A 14513-nucleotide genomic window follows, 5' to 3' on the forward strand; every position below is an offset into this window, starting at 1 on the left:
CTGTGCGGGCGCTCGGGCTGTTAGGTTGCTGCCGTGTTCGCGATCGCCCTGACCCCTGACGCCGAGCTGCGTCCGCTCGACCCCTGGCGGGCCGAGGAGTTCCTGGCCAACCTCGACCGGTGCCGGAAGCACATCGCCCCGTGGGTGTCGCCGTCCTTCGTCGCCACCGACCCTGCGTCCGCGCGCCGGGTGCTGCAGAACTACGCCGACCGGTGGGCGCGGGACGGCGGCGGCATCTGGGGCATCTGGCTCGACGGCACGCTGGTCGGCGGTGTGCTCTTCGTGTCCTTCGACGTGACGACCGGGGTCTGCGAGGCCGGCTGCTGGCTGGAGCCGGGCGCGGAGGGCCGCGGCCTGGCCACGCTCGCCGCCCGCCGGATCATCGACTGGGCGATCCGGGAGCGCGGCATCCACCGGGTGGAGTGGCACACCAACGCGGCCAACGCCCCCAGCATCGCCGTCGCCCGCCGCCTCGGGATGCGCCGCGACGATACGCTCCGCCAGGTCCTCCCCGGTCCCGGCGGGCGGATCGACCTGGAGATCTGGTCGGTGCTGGCTCCAGAGTGGACGGCCTGACCCACGCCGCCTCCCGGCCCCCGGCCGCGCTCGACCGAGGTTTTGTCGTACCCGGACGTCAACATGCGTCCATGGCTGCCCCCGCCCTGGCCCACCGGACCGACCCGCCGCGCGCCCTGCCGCTGCGAGAGGTCCGCACCCGGCTCACCCAACTCGTCGCCCTGGCCGAGCTGACCGACACGGTCACCGTGGTCACCCGCGACGGTGATCCCCGGCCGGTCGCGGCGATCGTGCCCGCCTCCGCCGCCCGCACGGCCGCCCAGGCCCGCGCCGACGCCGAGCGGGTCGCCGCGGTCACCGCCGGCTGGGCCCGCCGCCTGGAGGAACTGCACCGGCAGAGCAGCCGGCGGCACGCGGCCGAGCTGCGCGCCGTCACCGACGCCCTGGCCGAGGTCTGGGCCGAGCTGGACCGCCGGGTGCCGGCCGCTGACCCGGCGCTGGCCCGGCTGCGCGCCGCCCACGCCGACCTGCTGCGCGACTGACCCGGCCCGCGGGCGGAGCGGCGAGCCGTGGGGCCGCTGTCGTCCCGGCGCCGGTGGCGGCTGCCCCGGACGGGTCGCCGCCACCCGCGTACGGCGTCAGCCCCGGCCGCGCTGCTTGCGGTAACGGCGGATCAGCGCCGCGGTCGAGGAGTCCACGTCCCCGAGGTCCGGGCCGGCACCGGTGAGCTTCGGCGCGAGCTGGTTGGCCATCACCTTGCCCAGCTCGACGCCCCACTGGTCGAACGGGTTGATGTTCCACACCGTGCCCTCGGTGAAGACGATGTGCTCGTAGAGGGCGATCAGCTGGCCGAGGGTCGCCGGGGTGAGCTTCGGCGCGATGATCGAGGTGGTCGGGTGGTTGCCCGGCATCACCCGGTGCGGCACCACGTCGGCCGGGGTGCCCTCCGCCTCGACCTGCTCCCGGGTGCGGCCGAAGGCCAGCGCGGCGGTCTGCGCGAAGAAGTTCGACATCAACAGGTCGTGCATGTCGCCCAGGTCGTGGTTGGGCTGGCTGAACGCGATGAAGTCGGCCGGGATCAGCCGGTTGCTCTGGTGGATGAGCTGGTAGAAGGCGTGCTGACCGTTGGTGCCGGGCTCGCCCCAGAAGATCTCCCCGGTCGGGTACGTGACCGGCTTGCCGTCGACGGTCACCGACTTGCCGTTGCTCTCCATGGTGAGCTGCTGCAGGTACGCCGGGAACCGGTGCAGGTACTGCGCGTACGGCAGCACCGCGTGGGTCTGCGCGCCGAGGAAGTCGGTGTACCAGACGTTGAGCAGGCCGAGCAGCGCCGGCAGGTTCCGCTCGACCGGCGTGGTGCGGAAGTGCTCGTCGACGGCGTGGTAGCCGGCCAGCATCTCCCGGAAGCGTTCCGGCCCGATGGCCAGCATGACCGACAGCCCGACGGCGGACGGCAGCGAGTACCGGCCGCCCACCCAGTCCCAGAAGCCGAACATGTTCTCCGGGTCGATGCCGAAGTCGCGGACCCGCTGCTCGTTGGTGCTGACGGCGACGAAGTGCCGGGCGATCGCCGGGTCGTCGGCGTCCAGCCCGGCGAGCAGCCAACGGCGCGCCTGGTTGGCGTTGGCCAGGGTCTCCTGGGTGGAGAACGTCTTGCTGGCCACGATGAACAGCGTGGTCGCCGGGTCGAGGTCGGTGGTCTTGTCGTGGATGTCGGTGGGGTCGATGTTGGAGACGAAGCGGCAGGTGATGCCGGCGTCCCGGTAGGCCTTCAACGCCTCGTACGCCATCACCGGGCCGAGGTCGGACCCGCCGATGCCGATGTTCACCACGGTGCTGATCCGCTCGCCGGTGTGCCCGCGCCAGTTGCCGGAGCGGACCCGCTCGGCGAAGGCGGACATCCGGTCGTGCAGGGCGTGCACGTCGGCGACCACGTCCTGCCCGTCCACCACCAGGCTCGCCTCGCGGGGCAGGCGCAGCGCGGTGTGCAGGACGGCCCGGTCCTCGGTGGAGTTGATGCGCGCGCCGGAGAACATGGCGGCGATCCGGTCGGTCAGCCGGACCCGCTCGGCGAGGGCGGTGAGCAGCCCCAGCGTCTCGTCGGTGATGAGGTTCTTGCTGTAGTCGACGTGCAGGTCGGCGACGTCGCCGGTGAGCCGCTCGCCCCGCTGCCCGTCGGCGGCGAACAGCTCCCGCAGGTGGGTGCCGCGCATCGCCTCGGCGTGCTTGCGCAGGGCCTGCCATTCGTCCGTGGTGGTGACGTCCACAGCCATCGGGTCGATCTTCTCCTTCACGACGGGTCTGTCAGCGGGCCGTCGTCGCGCCCGCTGCCGGCGACTCCACCAGCCTGCCACCCGGGGCGGGTCGGCGCGACGCGACCCGACATCGCCCATCCGGTGGAACCGCCCCGGGGTGGCCGCCGGGCGGCACGCGGTTGGGACGCCTGTTCGACACGCCGATCACCCCGAGACAGCAGTCGGTCGCCGAACGTAAGCTCCGGGTCGGTTGTGGTTCGTACCGGTGAGGAGGCGCCATGGCGACGGTGATCGGTCCCCGCCACCCGGCCGAGGAGGACGGCCCGGCCGACGGCGACGCCGGCCCGGCGTTGCCGGAGCTGGAGGACGGTCACTGGATGCACCGGGCGACCGAGTTCGCGCACACCAGCTTCAAGTCCGTGGCCCGGCGCCTGCCGGCGCTGGTCCGGGAGGCGGTCGTGCTGGCCTGGGGCACCAGCCGCCGGGACACCGCCGCCTCCATCGGGCTCAACGTCGCGGCCGGCGTGATGACCACCCTGGGTCTGCTGGCCACGACCGGCGTGCTCCGCCAGCTCTTCGCCGCCGGCCCGACCCCCGACCGGATCCGCGCCGCGCTGCCAGCGCTGGCTCTCGCCGCGTTCGCGGTGACGGTCAAGGGCGCGTTGACCGTGGCCGCCGGCTGGGCGCAGGCCCGGCTGATCCCGCAGATCAACTACCAGGTGGAGCTGCGGCTCTTCGAGACGACCACCGCGGTGGAGTTGGCCGCGTTCGACGACGCGGGGTTCGCCGAGGAGATGGACCGCGCCCGGGACCGCGGCATGGCGGAGGCGGCGTCGATCGTCGACCACACCGTCAACCTGGTCACCGGAGTGGTGGGCGTGCTGGCCACCGCCGCCGCGGTGACGGTGGTCCAACCGGTGCTGCTGCCCTGCCTGCTGCTCGCCGCGGTGCCGGAGGCGGTGACGGCGGTGCGGATGGCCCGCCGCCAGTACCTCGCCATGCTGGCCCGGATCACCCGCCGCCGTCGGATGTGGATGCTGGCTCATCTGATGGCGGAGCGGCGCACGGCCGCCGAGGTCCGCGCGTACCAGATGCGGGAGTTCCTGCTCACCGAGTTCCGCCGGATGATGGCGGCGGAGACCCGGGCCGAGCTGCGGCTGGCCCGCTCGCAGAGCACCACCCGGGCGGCCGGCATGTCGGTGACCGGCATCGCCGCCTTCGGCGTCTACGCGGTTCTCGGCGGGTTGCTGCTGGGCGGCGTGGTCGCGCTGGCCGCCGCGGCCACCGCCCTGCTGGCGTTGCAGTCCGCCCGGTCCTCGCTGCGGATCGCGGTGTTCGCCACGAACTCCCTCTACGAGGACGCGCTCTACTACCAGGACTACCGGGACTTCCTCGACCGGGCCCGGCAGCGCGTCCCGACCGGCGGCGGTCGGCCCGTCGACGGCTTCGACCGGATCGAGCTGGACCGGGTGACCCTGCGTTACCCGGACACCGACAAGGCCGCCGTGGACGGGGTCAGCCTCAGCATCCGGCGCGGCGAGGTGGTCGCCCTGGTGGGGGAGAACGGCTCCGGCAAGACCACGCTGGCCAAACTCATCGCGGGTCTCTACCGGCCGACCGACGGGGCCATCCGCTGGGACGGCGTCGACGTCGGCGAGCTGGACCCGCGGCAGACCGGCGCCCAGGTCGCGGTGATGACCCAGGACTGGTGGAGATTCCCGTTCACCGCCGGGCAGAACATCCGGGTCGGCCGGCACGACCGGCCGGCCGACCGGCCCGGTCCGAGCGTCGAGGACGCCGCCCGCGGCGCCGCCGCGCACGACATGATCACCGATCTGCCGTACGGCTACGACACGCTGCTCGACCGGCAGTTCAAGGACGGCCAGGACCTCTCCGGCGGCCAGTGGCAGCGCCTCGTGGCCGCCCGCGGCCTCTACCGGGACGCCCCGCTGCTGATCTGCGACGAGCCCTCCGCGGCCCTCGACGCCCGGGCCGAACACGCCCTCTTCCAGCACCTGCGGCGGCACCCGGAGCGGGCGGTCGTGCTGATCACCCACCGGCTGGCCAACGTCCGGCACGCCGACCGGATCTTCGTGCTGGACCACGGCCGGCTGATCCAGCAGGGCAACCACGACGAGCTGATGGCGCAGGACGGCCCCTACCGGGAGTTGTTCGAGCTGCAGGCCGCCGGCTACCTGGCGGGGGCGGGCGAGGCCAGCGGCTGACCGGTGCCGCCTTGACCTCGAGCGCACTCGAATTCGTAGGTTGGCTCGGACCGGCCCCGCCGCCCGGCCAGTGCGGCGCACACCCTCGGGGAGGACCCATGCGCTACCGCGTGCTCGGCGGCACCGGCATCGAGGTGAGCGTCCACTGTCTCGGCACGATGATGTTCGGCGCGGTCGGTAACCCCGACCACGACGACTGCATCCGGATCGTCCACGCCGCCATCGACCAGGGGATCAACTTCGTGGACACAGCCGACATGTACTCCGCAGGCGAGTCGGAGACGATCGTCGGCAAGGCGCTGCGCGGCCGGCGGGACGACGTGGTGCTCGCGACCAAGGTGCACTTCCCGATGGGGGAGGGGCCCAACCGGGGCGGCAACTCCCGGCGCTGGATCGTCCGCGAGGTCGAGGAGAGCCTCCGCCGCCTGGACACCGACTGGATCGACCTCTACCAGGTGCACCGGCCCGACCACACCACCGACGTCGAGGAGACCCTGGGCGCGCTCAGCGACCTCGTCCGGGCCGGCAAGATCCGGGCCTTCGGCTGCTCGACCTTTCCGGCCGAGGAGATCGTGGAGTCGCACCACGTGGCCGAGCGGCGGGCGCTCGGGCGGTTCCGCACCGAGCAGCCGCCGTACTCGATCCTGGCCCGGGGTGTCGAGACTGCGGTGCTGCCGGTCTGCCAGCGGTACGGCATGGGGGTCCTGATCTGGAGCCCGCTCGCCTCGGGGTTCCTCTCCGGCCGGTACCGCCCGGGCCGGGCGGTCGACCTCACCGCCGGCCGGGCCGCCCTCACCCCGGCTCGGTTCGACCCGGCGATCGCCGGCAACGCCGCGAAGTACGCCGCGGTCGAGCAGCTGCTCGCGCTCGCCGACGAGGTCGGCCGCACCCTGCCCGAGCTGGCCGTGGCGTTCACCGTGGCGCACCCGGCGGTCACCTCGGCGATCATCGGTCCCCGCACCATGGAGCAGCTGGAGGGGCTGCTCAAGGGCGCGGCGCTCACCCTCGACGACGCCGTCCTCGACCGGATCGACGAGATCGTCCCGCCGGGGGTGAACCTCTACCAGCCGGACGGAGCCTGGTCGCTGCCGGTGCTCACCGACCCGGCCCGCCGGCGGCGACCGCTGCCGGACCGTGCCGCCGCCTGACCGCGCCGGCCGCGCCCGCAGGGCCGGCGGCGGCGGACCCGCCAGCCCGTTGGCCCCGGAGGCCGCTGGACCCGAAACGTCGGGCCGGTGGCCCTTGAGCGCGCCTGACCCGCAAGCCGACCGGATGCTGGACGGGGGCGATGGACCTCGGGCAGGATGCGCCATTCCGCCTTGGCCGCGTCCGACCCGGCCCTGCCGCAGCTCGGCCAGCGGCTGCGGCTCAAGCGGTCGGTGGACGTGTCCCGGTTGCCCCGGCAGGCCCGGATCGTCGCCGAGGCCATGCAGCGGTACGGCCTGATCGTCGCCGACCACGGCTCGGCGTGGTTCCTGTCCGGCGCGCCGGCGGCCCGGTGGCGATCCTCACCGTCGACGCGGCGGCGATGGCCCGGGACGGCCACCTCTTCTACCACAGTGCGAACGGCGTGTGGCTCGCCGACGCCGTCCCCGCCGCCTACCTCACCGGCTGACCTCCACCCGCCGCAGTCCCGTCCGGGTCGGGCGGGTCGCGGGTTCAGGCCACGGTCACCGGGTGCCGGACGACGCCGTCGAAGAGGTACCCGAGGTCGTTGTGGCCGGCGGTGTCGGGCTGGCCGGCCCCGGTGACGTCGGTGGCCCGGGCGCGCAGCGTCCACCGGCCGGGGGCGGGCGGCCGCCAGACGGCCGTCCAGCGCTGCCATGCCCCGCCTCGGTCGGCGGCGACCAGCTCGGCGGGGCGCCAGTCGTCGTCGCCGGTGCTGACCTCGACCCGGGCGATCGGCCCGTTGCCGGACCAGGACCGGCCGCGCAGCAGCACCTCGGGACCCGCCGGGATGCAGGCGTTCCAGGCCAGCTCGAAGGCGCTCTTCACCGACTGGGCGGCCAGCACCCCGCCGCCGTTGGGATGCCCGGAGCCGAACATCCGGTAGAACTGGGTGTTCCAGGGCGAGAAGAGGGGAGTGGCGGAGACCTCCACCGCCCCCACCCACTTGATCGAGGAGATGCCGATCCAGCCGGGCACCACCACCCGCACTGGGTAGCCGTGGTCGGCCGGGAGCGGCTCGCCGTTCATCTCGTACGCCAGCAGCACGTCGTCGAGGGCCTTGCCGACCGGCAGCGGCCGGCGTACCCGGCCGAGGTTCACCCCGCCGGTGACGTAGTCCGGGTCCAGCCCCTCCGGCATCACGTCGACCGCCGCGTCGGTGAGGCCGGCCAGCCGGAGCACGGTGCCCAGCGGTACGCCCCGCCAGCGCGCGACGCCGACCCCGCCGAGGCCCCAGGCCACGCCGGGGGCGGGATCGTCCTGCTGCTCGGCGAAGTAACGGCGTCCGTTGCCCGCGCACTCGATCAGCGCGGTGTGCTCCTCGGCGGGCAGCCCCCGCAGGTCGGCGAGGTCGAACTCGACCGGGTCGTGCCGGGTCGGCGTACCGCGCAGCCCGGTGCCGAAGAGGCGCAGCCGCCAGGCGTCGGCGTCCAGCCTGGGTGTCACGGTGTGGTTGCGGACGAAGAAGCGGTCGTTGGGGACGACGTGTCCCTGCCCGGCCATCGCCTCCCAGCGCATCTCGGCGTTGGTGTCCAGCCGCCGGAACAGGTGCGGCGGCAGCGGCTTGGCGATGGGTGCCTCGGTGGCTCCGGACCCCGGGTCGACGCCGACCGGGGCGGGGGCGACGGCGACCGGCTCCCGCTCCTCGGCCGCGGCGGTGACGGCGGCCATGGCGGCGCCCAGCTCCAGCAGTTCCTGGCGGGGGACCCCGTCGCAGCGGGCGTCCCCGGCGAGCCACTGCCGGGTCCGGCGGCTGTCGTGGTCGACTTCGTCCTGGGAGAGGGGGCGTGACAAGGGGAACCTCCGGGCTCGGCGACGCTGCATTCCTATTGAGTCAGTAGAATCAGCCGGCGAGTCGCCCGGTGGTGGCGTGGCCCCGTCGGCGCGGTGGCGCAGGGGATCAGACGGCTCGCTGGCCGGCCAGGAAGTCGGCCAGCGCCCGGGTGTGGGTGGAGAAGGCCAGCTCGACCGGCTCGGTGAGGACCAGCCACTCCGTGGCCTCCTCGGTCGGCGCGGACGGCGGCAACTCCTCGGCCGCCCGCTCGGGCAGCACGCCGAAGACCATCATGGTGCCGCCGGCCGGCGCCCCGTGCACCGCGAAGAGCCGGGCCTGCTCGGGCTCGGCCAGCAGGCCGGTCTCCTCGCGCAACTCCCGGACCAGCGCCTCCGACCACTCCTCGCCGTACTCGATGAATCCGCCGGGCAGCGCGAGCTGGCCCCGGGCCGGCTCGATGTCGCGGCGGACCACCACCACGCCCAGGCCGGTCGCCGTGCGTACCGGCAGCAGCGCCACCGCGACCGGCAGCGGGTTGCGCCACACGTTCTGGCCGCAGACCGTGCAGACGCGCGGCCAGCCGGCTCCCGCCAGATAGGCCGCGCCGCAGTACGAGCAGTGCGAGTACGGTGCGCCGGTCACGCCGCAGCACGTTACCCGCCGGGCCGGCGGAACGCTCCCGCCACCCGGCCGCCCCGCTCCCGCAGGATGGCGGGGGCCGCCACCGCGCTGCCGCACCCCGGCCACGGCAAGCGGGGCGACCGGGCTCCCGGGCACCCCGCGCCATGGGTCAGGAGGCCGGAATTCCGGTGTACGCGGCGGTGGTCCGCTGCGCCGCCGCCCGCGCCTCGTCGGCCGGGGTACCGGCCGCCACGCTCGCCTCGCCCCAGCGCTCGCTGCTCAGCGTCATGAACCGGCGGCCCTCGTCGGAGCCCATCCATGCGGCGGCCTGGTCGGGGCTGACTCCGCTGCCGTCGCCCGCCAGGTGGGAGGCCAGGCCGAGCAGGCCCATGTCCCAGCCCACGCCGGTGGCGCCCGGGCCGAACTCGGCCCAGCGCTGGTCGTCCGCGTGCGCGACGTGTTCCAGCTCGAACCGGGTACGCCCCGCGCCCGCCGGGCTGAGCCGTACCTCGATCCAGCTCACCTCGCCGCCGTACTCCCAGGTCGCGGCGAAGCTGTGCGGCGGGTCGCAGCGTTCGACGGTACCGCCGGCGTTCCCCTCCAGCTGATAGCGGCCGCCGAGCCGCAGCTCGCCGGAGATCGGCAGGAACCAGCGGGGGATCCGCTCGGCGCTGGTGCAGGCGTCCCAGACGTCCTCCAGCGGCGCGTCGTACGTCTGGCTGATGATGCTCACGCGCGCCTGCCCGGCGGGCAGCGTACGGCTGCCGACGGTGCGTTCGACGGCGCTGATCTGCCCGGTCACGTCGATCATGGTGTCTTCCTCTCGTCGGGGCCGCCCTCGCGCAGTCGCCGCTCCCGCCGGCCCCGGGCCAGTTCGGTGGCGAGCGCCTCCAGCGGCGGGGTCCAGAATCGGCGGAAATGGTCCAGCCAGGCGTCGACCTGGCGGAGCGGCTGCGGGTCCACCGCGTAGAGGCGGCGGGTGCCCTCGGGTCGTACGGTCGCGAAGCCGTTGTCGCGCAGCACCTTGAGGTGCTGCGACACGGCCGGTTGGGAGATGCCGAACTCCCGCTGGACCGCCGCGCAGATGCTGCCGGCGGTCTGCTCACCCTCGGCCAGGAGCTCCAGGATCCGGCGGCGGACCGGGTCCCCGAGGACGTCGAAGGCGTGCACGACCTCTTTCTATCAGATCGGGCTTATATAAGCGAGCAGTGGCGATGAGCCCGGCTGGCGGGTCGGCCGCGGGGAAGCGGGGTGGGTCCGGACCGCACTACGAAGCTGATGACGCAGACGAATCACCGCGGCTGCGGCCGCGATTCGTTCACGTCATCAGCTTCACAGCGTCGGCGAGGTGCCACTGCCGCGCCGTCGGCGGGCCGGCCCGGGCCGGCCGTGTTCAACCGAGCCGGGCCGCCACCGCGCTGCGCAGCTCGGGGAGCCGGTCGTGCAGCAGTCCCGGGCACTGGGTGTTGTTGAAGTCCTTGTGACCGTAGATCTCGGTGGCCGGGATGAAGTACTGCTGGCAGGTGAACGCGCAGAACGTCACCAGGCTGTCCCAGAGTGCCTGCGGCGGCTGCACGTCGAGGTAGATGCCCTCGTTCTCGATGCCGATGGCCTGGCTGTTCTGACCGACGCAGTGCGCGCCCTGGACCATGGTCTGCCCGTGCAGCAGCCCGTAGAGGCTGCCGTGGCGCCCCTCGGTCAGGTACCCGCCCCGGCTGTTGGTGAAGTGCTGCCCGGAGTCGAGCCAGCCGTTGGTGTCCATGTGCAGGTTCTGAATGTCGCGGGAGTTCTGGTACGCGTGGGCCAGGCTGTAGTCGGTCGAGTTCGGGAACGCGGTGTGGTGGATGATGATCTTGTTGGGGCGGTTCTGCACCACGGTCACCGCCGACGACGGCGGCCGGGCGCCCCAGGTTGCGCAGTTGGCGATCGTCGGCTGGTCGACTCGGGTGGCGATGGCCCGCGCGCTCCGGTCGCCGGTGACCTGGCCGAGGGTGGTGACGCCGGCGGCGGCGCCGAGCAGGACGGCGCCGCGCAGCACGGCCCGCCGGGGTACGGGGACGGACATCGGGACCTCCTCGTCTCAGGGGCGCGGTGGCGGGCCGGGCGGCCCGCCACCGGAGCGGATCAGCAGGGTCCGTTGCAGGCCAGCACCTTGAGCCGGTCCAGGGTGCCGTTCCAGACGTTCTGGTCGCCGGGGAAGACGCCGGAGGAGGCCCACTGCCAGAACGAGTACGTCGGCCAGCCGGCCGGCAGGGTGCCCACCGAGCTGGAGTAGCGGGCGATCCAGAGCGGGTTGTTGGCGGCGAACTGCGAGGTGTTGCCGGTGCAGGTGGTCCACCAGTCGGTCGTGGTGTAGATGGTCGCCCACCGGCCGGTACGCGCGTAGTACTGGTTGACGAACGAGGCGATCCAGCTGCGCATCGAGGCCTGGCTCAGCCCGTAGCAGGTCGAGCCGTACGGGTTGTACTCGATGTCGAGCGCGCCGGGCAGGGTCTTGCCGTCCTTGGACCAGCCGCCGCCGTGGTCGACGAAGTAGTTGGCCTGGGTGGCGCCGCTGGTGGTGTCCGGACGCGCGAAGTGGTACGAGCCCCGGATCATCCCGACGTTGTAGGAGCCGTTGTACTGCTGGGCGAAGTACGGGTTGGTGTAGTAGGTGCCCTCGGTGGCCTTGACATACGCGAACCGGGCGCCGTTGTTCCAGGCGGCGGACCAGTTGACGTTGCCCTGGTGGCTGGAGACGTCCATGCCGGGCAGGCCGGCCGGGGCGGCGCTGGCCGGGGTGGCGCCGAGGGTGGCCGAGGCGGCCAGGGTGACCGTGGCGAGCAGGGCGGCCGCGGCGGTCCGCAGCGCCGATCGAAGGGGACGGTTCATCTTTCCTCCCTGGGGGACGCCGCGGGGGGCGGCGGGAGCAACGAAAGGAACTGTCAGTATTAGGTCACAGGATGAAGATTAACTTCAATAGATATATGGAAGATTTTCTCTGCCATGCGGTGGGTCGGGTCTGGGGCGTGCGGCCGGATCGGACCGGCGCCGCTCAGCCGGCTCTGGCCGGGACCCGCGCAGGTCAGCCGGTCGGCTGCGGCGTCCGGCCGAACCAGTCCCGGGCGGCCTCCGTGCAGAGCAGCGCCACGTACACCAGGGGCCAGAGCAGGTCGACGATGGCCGAGGCCTTCCCACCCGCGACCAGCTTGACGGCCGCCAGCGCGACGCCGAACCCGCAGAGCACCAGCACCGTGCGCCGGGCCCAGCGCCGACCGTGCTGCACGCCCCAGCCCAACCCGACGTAGAGCAGGCCGTACAGGACCAGCGCCCAGGGCGGCAGCAGACTGGAGAACCCGCCGCTGACCCGGGCGCCGACCAGGCCGTAGTCAAGTGTCGTAAGAAGCCAGATGACTGGTGGCAAGCTGGCAACGACAATGCTGCATCTCCGCCTGTAACTGTCGAATGTCGGCTCCTGATGGTTAACTGCAGCCAGGGACGCGTGGCGTGCGCGGTTGCGAGCCGGCGGCTGTTCGTGGGGTCGTGGGGCGTCGAAGAGCTGTTCAAAGCGAAACGGTGAACGCATGATCTGGATCGCCGGCAACGAGTACGGCACCGCCGCCGAGATCGCCCAACGGCTCGGCCCCGACGTCACCGCGGACCGGGTACGCGACTGGGCGCGCCGCTCCGCAAACCCCGCCGACCCGCTCCACGGCCTCTTGCCTCGCTACCACGCACCCGGCCGAGGCCGAGGAACTACCTGGTACTGCTTTGTCCAGGCGGCCAAGGTGGAGGCCATCACCCGTCGCACCAAGGGCGGACCGACACGCACCGGCACGTGGAGGCGGCCAAGCGCGCCGAGTTGACGCCGGTGCACTGCGCGCGCAAGATGGCATCACACATCCAACTCTTAGGTGAAGTGTGCCCGCAGCCCGGTAACCCGGCAGCGCCGGGCGGTGTCATGTCGGAGCGAGGGACATCGCGACACCGCTGCAACAGGGGCCGTCAGGACCATCGGATGAAGTATTCGCCGGTGAAGTAGTACTGGTCGGTGCCGGGCTTTGTGGCCGTGTACCTCGCGTAGCGCTCGTGCACACGGCCGAAGACCTGGTAGCGGTCGATGAAAGCAAAGGCGTCGTCACCAACAGGCACCCGAAACGTGTGATCGATTGCCGGGCCGTCGACGAAGGTGACCGTGCGGAAGCCGGTCGGCGCCCGGTGGCGCCACGACCGGGGTGGCCAGCGCTCCTCGCGTTCTTCCTGCGCGAGCTGCCGCCGGTATTCGAGATCGGCCCACTCGTCGTCGTCCAGGGCATTTCGACGGGCGGCCTGTTGGGCCTGGACGCGCCGCTCGTGCCGTACCGCTGCTTGCCGGGCGGCTTGGCGGCTGACACCGCGGGCGGCACCGATCTCGGCGTAGCTTGCCTGCGCCCGGTGGGCTTGCAGCGCCGCATCGTCGGCCAGCTGGTCGAGCTGCGCGATCAGCTCACGGCAGGTCTGCAGGACGGCCAGGGCGTGCGCCCGGCGCTCGTCCTGCGGGCTGTTGAAGAACGGATTGGAGCTGGCGGTCTTGGCGACGCCGTGCTGGGCGAGCAGCTCCACGGCGCGGCGCATGGCCAGCTCGAACAGCTCCTGGCGGGTCTGGTCCACAGGTGACAATCCTAGTTGTCGCTATCCAGCGGACGACAACCTTCGTTGTCGGTGCAGTGTAGCCGCGCGCAGCTCGCCGCACGACCCTTGAGCTGGGAAGACACGAGTGCCGCCAAGGTGTTCTTGACGGGTAACCGTTTCCGTGTCACGCTTTCCTGCAGTAGGTGCAGCGCGCCCAAATTCAAGACGGAGCCCACAGCCAAGGCGGAACCGATGAGCGGTGCCGCCTTTTTTGCTGCCCGCCCACACCCCTGTCCTCGTGGGCGGCTGGCTTCGGCAAGACCTCCGGGTTACGGCGCCATCTCAACCCGGTGGAGCTGGCCAGGGCGCCGCCGCGCCGCCGTACCCCGGACGGCCATCGCACCGCACTCGCTTCCCGCCGCGCCAACGTCACGTGACCGACGCCGGCGGACGTTTTCCCGACGAGAGGAGGTGAAGCCTCCCGCACGCCTAGAGCGATAGATGACCCCGAGTGGAGACTCGGGGTTTTTTCATGCCCAGCAAACGATCTTGAAGGGGAAGGTTCCGTGTTCAACGTGATGCGTCCGGGTGGGGCCGGTGGGTCCGGCCCGGCGTGGGCAGTGGTGGCGCTCGCCAGCGGCGGCGCGGTGGCGTCGGCGCTGGGCGGGACGGCGGTGGGGCATCCGGTGGCGGGCCTGGTGGTGGCCGGCTGTGTGCTGCTCGCGCCGTGGCTGCTGGCCGGGATGCTGGTGGCGGCCGCCTTCGTGGTGGCGATTCGTGGACGCCGTGGGCGTCGGGGTCCGGTCGCCGGCGAGGGGACGGTCGAGGTGATCGACGCGCTGCGGCGGCTGGTCGACAGCGTGCTCGGCCGCTGACCCGGCGGACGTCCAGGAGAAGTCATGACCATCGGCTGTTTTAGGTGCACTTACCGCGCCGCGGAGCTCGTTGCCGCCTCATTCACGATAACGTTCTTCTCCGTGACTGAGAAACGGTCGCGACGACCATCGGGTAGCGAGCCGTGACCTCGTCGCAAAAGGACACAGACGCCACCGAGAGGGTCCCCGCGAGCCGGCAGCCTCTGATCCTGTCGGCTGACACCCGCGATCGACTGCGCCGCGCGATGCCCGAGAACACCCGCCGGGCCTACGCCGGCGACCTGCGCCGCTTCCTCACTTGGTGCGCCGACCAGCAGTTGCTGTCCGTGCTCCCCGCCCTCGACGACGTCGACGCGCTCGCCGCCGCGCTGCACGCCCTGCTGACCGACGGCCCGGACATCCACGTGGTCGTCACCGAGTACGTCAATACCCTCGCCGACGCCGGCCGCGCCCCCGCCACCATCGAGCGGGCCCTGGCCGCGATCGCTAC

At 72.5% G+C, this 14513-nt stretch carries 17 protein-coding genes; 8 read left to right on the forward strand and 9 right to left on the reverse strand.

Annotated features, from left to right (window positions below; genetic code table 11):
* Nucleotides 1–33: 33 nt before the first annotated feature.
* Both DKT69_RS07040 and DKT69_RS07045 read left to right on the forward strand, forming a co-directional pair.
* Nucleotides 34–576: a GNAT family N-acetyltransferase gene (locus tag DKT69_RS07040; RefSeq protein ID WP_109800765.1), complete on the forward strand. Its 543-nt coding sequence runs from the start codon at nt 34–36 to the stop codon at nt 574–576.
* Nucleotides 577–647: 71 nt separating this feature from the next.
* Nucleotides 648–1058 (forward strand): hypothetical protein, encoded by a 411-nt coding sequence (locus DKT69_RS07045; RefSeq protein WP_109800766.1) that lies wholly within the window; start codon nt 648–650, stop codon nt 1056–1058.
* Between the two features lie 96 nt (nt 1059–1154).
* On the opposite strand, the gene pgi is transcribed toward DKT69_RS07045, so the two are convergent.
* On the reverse strand, nt 1155–2789 hold the full coding sequence (pgi, locus tag DKT69_RS07050; RefSeq protein ID WP_109800778.1) for a glucose-6-phosphate isomerase: 1635 nt from the start codon (nt 2787–2789) through the stop codon (nt 1155–1157).
* 260 nt (nt 2790–3049) lie between these two features.
* Here pgi and DKT69_RS07055 point away from each other — a divergent pair, with 260 nt between their 5' ends.
* From DKT69_RS07055 to DKT69_RS07065, 3 genes are all read left to right on the forward strand, one after another.
* Nucleotides 3050–4996 carry an ABC transporter ATP-binding protein gene (locus tag DKT69_RS07055; RefSeq protein ID WP_109800767.1) on the forward strand — a complete coding sequence of 649 codons (1947 nt, stop codon included), beginning with the start codon at nt 3050–3052 and terminating at the stop codon, nt 4994–4996.
* Between the two features lie 98 nt (nt 4997–5094).
* Nucleotides 5095–6144: an aldo/keto reductase gene (locus DKT69_RS07060; protein ID WP_109800768.1), complete on the forward strand. Its 1050-nt coding sequence runs from the start codon at nt 5095–5097 to the stop codon at nt 6142–6144.
* A gap of 320 nt (nt 6145–6464) precedes the next feature.
* The gene (locus DKT69_RS07065) at nt 6465–6611 is read left to right on the forward strand and encodes an RNA 2'-phosphotransferase family protein (protein WP_236647379.1); all 147 of its coding nucleotides are present in this window, start codon (nt 6465–6467) and stop codon (nt 6609–6611) included.
* 44 nt (nt 6612–6655) lie between these two features.
* On the opposite strand, the gene DKT69_RS07070 is transcribed toward DKT69_RS07065, so the two are convergent.
* The 7 genes from DKT69_RS07070 to DKT69_RS07100 all read right to left on the reverse strand — a co-directional run bounded on the left by DKT69_RS07070 (nt 6656) and on the right by DKT69_RS07100 (nt 11961).
* Nucleotides 6656–7957, reverse strand: a complete 1302-nt coding sequence (locus DKT69_RS07070; RefSeq protein WP_236647380.1) for a sulfite oxidase — start codon at nt 7955–7957, stop codon at nt 6656–6658.
* Nucleotides 7958–8063: 106 nt separating this feature from the next.
* A complete protein-coding gene (locus tag DKT69_RS07075) occupies nt 8064–8579 on the reverse strand; it encodes an NUDIX domain-containing protein (protein ID WP_109800770.1) in 516 nt (171 codons plus the stop codon).
* A 148-nt stretch (nt 8580–8727) separates the two neighbouring features.
* Complete coding sequence (locus DKT69_RS07080) at nt 8728–9369, reverse strand: SRPBCC family protein (protein WP_109800771.1); 642 nt, start codon at nt 9367–9369, stop codon at nt 8728–8730.
* Nucleotides 9366–9728: an ArsR/SmtB family transcription factor gene (locus tag DKT69_RS07085; protein WP_109800772.1), complete on the reverse strand. Its 363-nt coding sequence runs from the start codon at nt 9726–9728 to the stop codon at nt 9366–9368. The genes DKT69_RS07080 and DKT69_RS07085 overlap by 4 nt, the downstream gene beginning before the upstream one ends.
* A gap of 223 nt (nt 9729–9951) precedes the next feature.
* Entirely contained in the window at nt 9952–10623 is a 672-nt protein-coding gene (locus DKT69_RS07090; protein ID WP_109800773.1) for a peptidoglycan recognition protein family protein, read from the reverse strand.
* Between the two features lie 59 nt (nt 10624–10682).
* Nucleotides 10683–11429, reverse strand: coding sequence for a lysozyme (locus DKT69_RS07095; RefSeq protein WP_201749525.1), 747 nt, complete (start codon nt 11427–11429; stop codon nt 10683–10685).
* Nucleotides 11430–11622: 193 nt separating this feature from the next.
* A complete protein-coding gene (locus DKT69_RS07100; RefSeq protein ID WP_109800774.1) occupies nt 11623–11961 on the reverse strand; it encodes a hypothetical protein in 339 nt (112 codons plus the stop codon).
* 160 nt (nt 11962–12121) lie between these two features.
* Between DKT69_RS07100 and DKT69_RS07105 the strand changes: the two genes are divergently transcribed.
* Nucleotides 12122–12403: a hypothetical protein gene (locus DKT69_RS07105; RefSeq protein ID WP_109800775.1), complete on the forward strand. Its 282-nt coding sequence runs from the start codon at nt 12122–12124 to the stop codon at nt 12401–12403.
* Between the two features lie 139 nt (nt 12404–12542).
* Here the strand turns inward: DKT69_RS07105 and DKT69_RS07110 are convergent, their stop codons facing one another.
* Complete coding sequence (locus DKT69_RS07110) at nt 12543–13187, reverse strand: hypothetical protein (RefSeq protein ID WP_109800776.1); 645 nt, start codon at nt 13185–13187, stop codon at nt 12543–12545.
* A 527-nt stretch (nt 13188–13714) separates the two neighbouring features.
* Between DKT69_RS07110 and DKT69_RS07115 the strand changes: the two genes are divergently transcribed.
* Complete coding sequence (locus DKT69_RS07115) at nt 13715–14023, forward strand: hypothetical protein (protein ID WP_109800777.1); 309 nt, start codon at nt 13715–13717, stop codon at nt 14021–14023.
* 245 nt (nt 14024–14268) lie between these two features.
* Nucleotides 14269–14513: site-specific integrase (locus DKT69_RS07120; protein ID WP_161557780.1), on the forward strand; the 245-nt coding region annotated here is incomplete at its 3' end.

Source organism: Micromonospora sicca (assembly GCF_003172935.1).
Classification (GTDB): Bacteria; Actinomycetota; Actinomycetes; order Mycobacteriales; family Micromonosporaceae; genus Micromonospora; species Micromonospora sicca.

What these genes read in the sequence shown, in the direction of transcription:
- DKT69_RS07045 (WP_109800766.1), top strand. Translation starts at nt 648, where the DNA reads ATGGCTGCCCCCGCCCTGGCCCACCGGACCGACCCGCCGCGCGCCCTG.
- pgi (WP_109800778.1), bottom strand. Translation starts at nt 2,789, where the DNA reads ATGGCTGTGGACGTCACCACCACGGACGAATGGCAGGCCCTGCGCAAG.
- DKT69_RS07055 (WP_109800767.1), top strand. Translation starts at nt 3,050, where the DNA reads ATGGCGACGGTGATCGGTCCCCGCCACCCGGCCGAGGAGGACGGCCCG.
- DKT69_RS07060 (WP_109800768.1), top strand. Translation starts at nt 5,095, where the DNA reads ATGCGCTACCGCGTGCTCGGCGGCACCGGCATCGAGGTGAGCGTCCAC.
- DKT69_RS07080 (WP_109800771.1), bottom strand. Translation starts at nt 9,369, where the DNA reads ATGATCGACGTGACCGGGCAGATCAGCGCCGTCGAACGCACCGTCGGC.
- DKT69_RS07090 (WP_109800773.1), bottom strand. Translation starts at nt 10,623, where the DNA reads ATGTCCGTCCCCGTACCCCGGCGGGCCGTGCTGCGCGGCGCCGTCCTG.
- DKT69_RS07095 (WP_201749525.1), bottom strand. Translation starts at nt 11,429, where the DNA reads ATGAACCGTCCCCTTCGATCGGCGCTGCGGACCGCCGCGGCCGCCCTG.
- DKT69_RS07105 (WP_109800775.1), top strand. Translation starts at nt 12,122, where the DNA reads ATGATCTGGATCGCCGGCAACGAGTACGGCACCGCCGCCGAGATCGCC.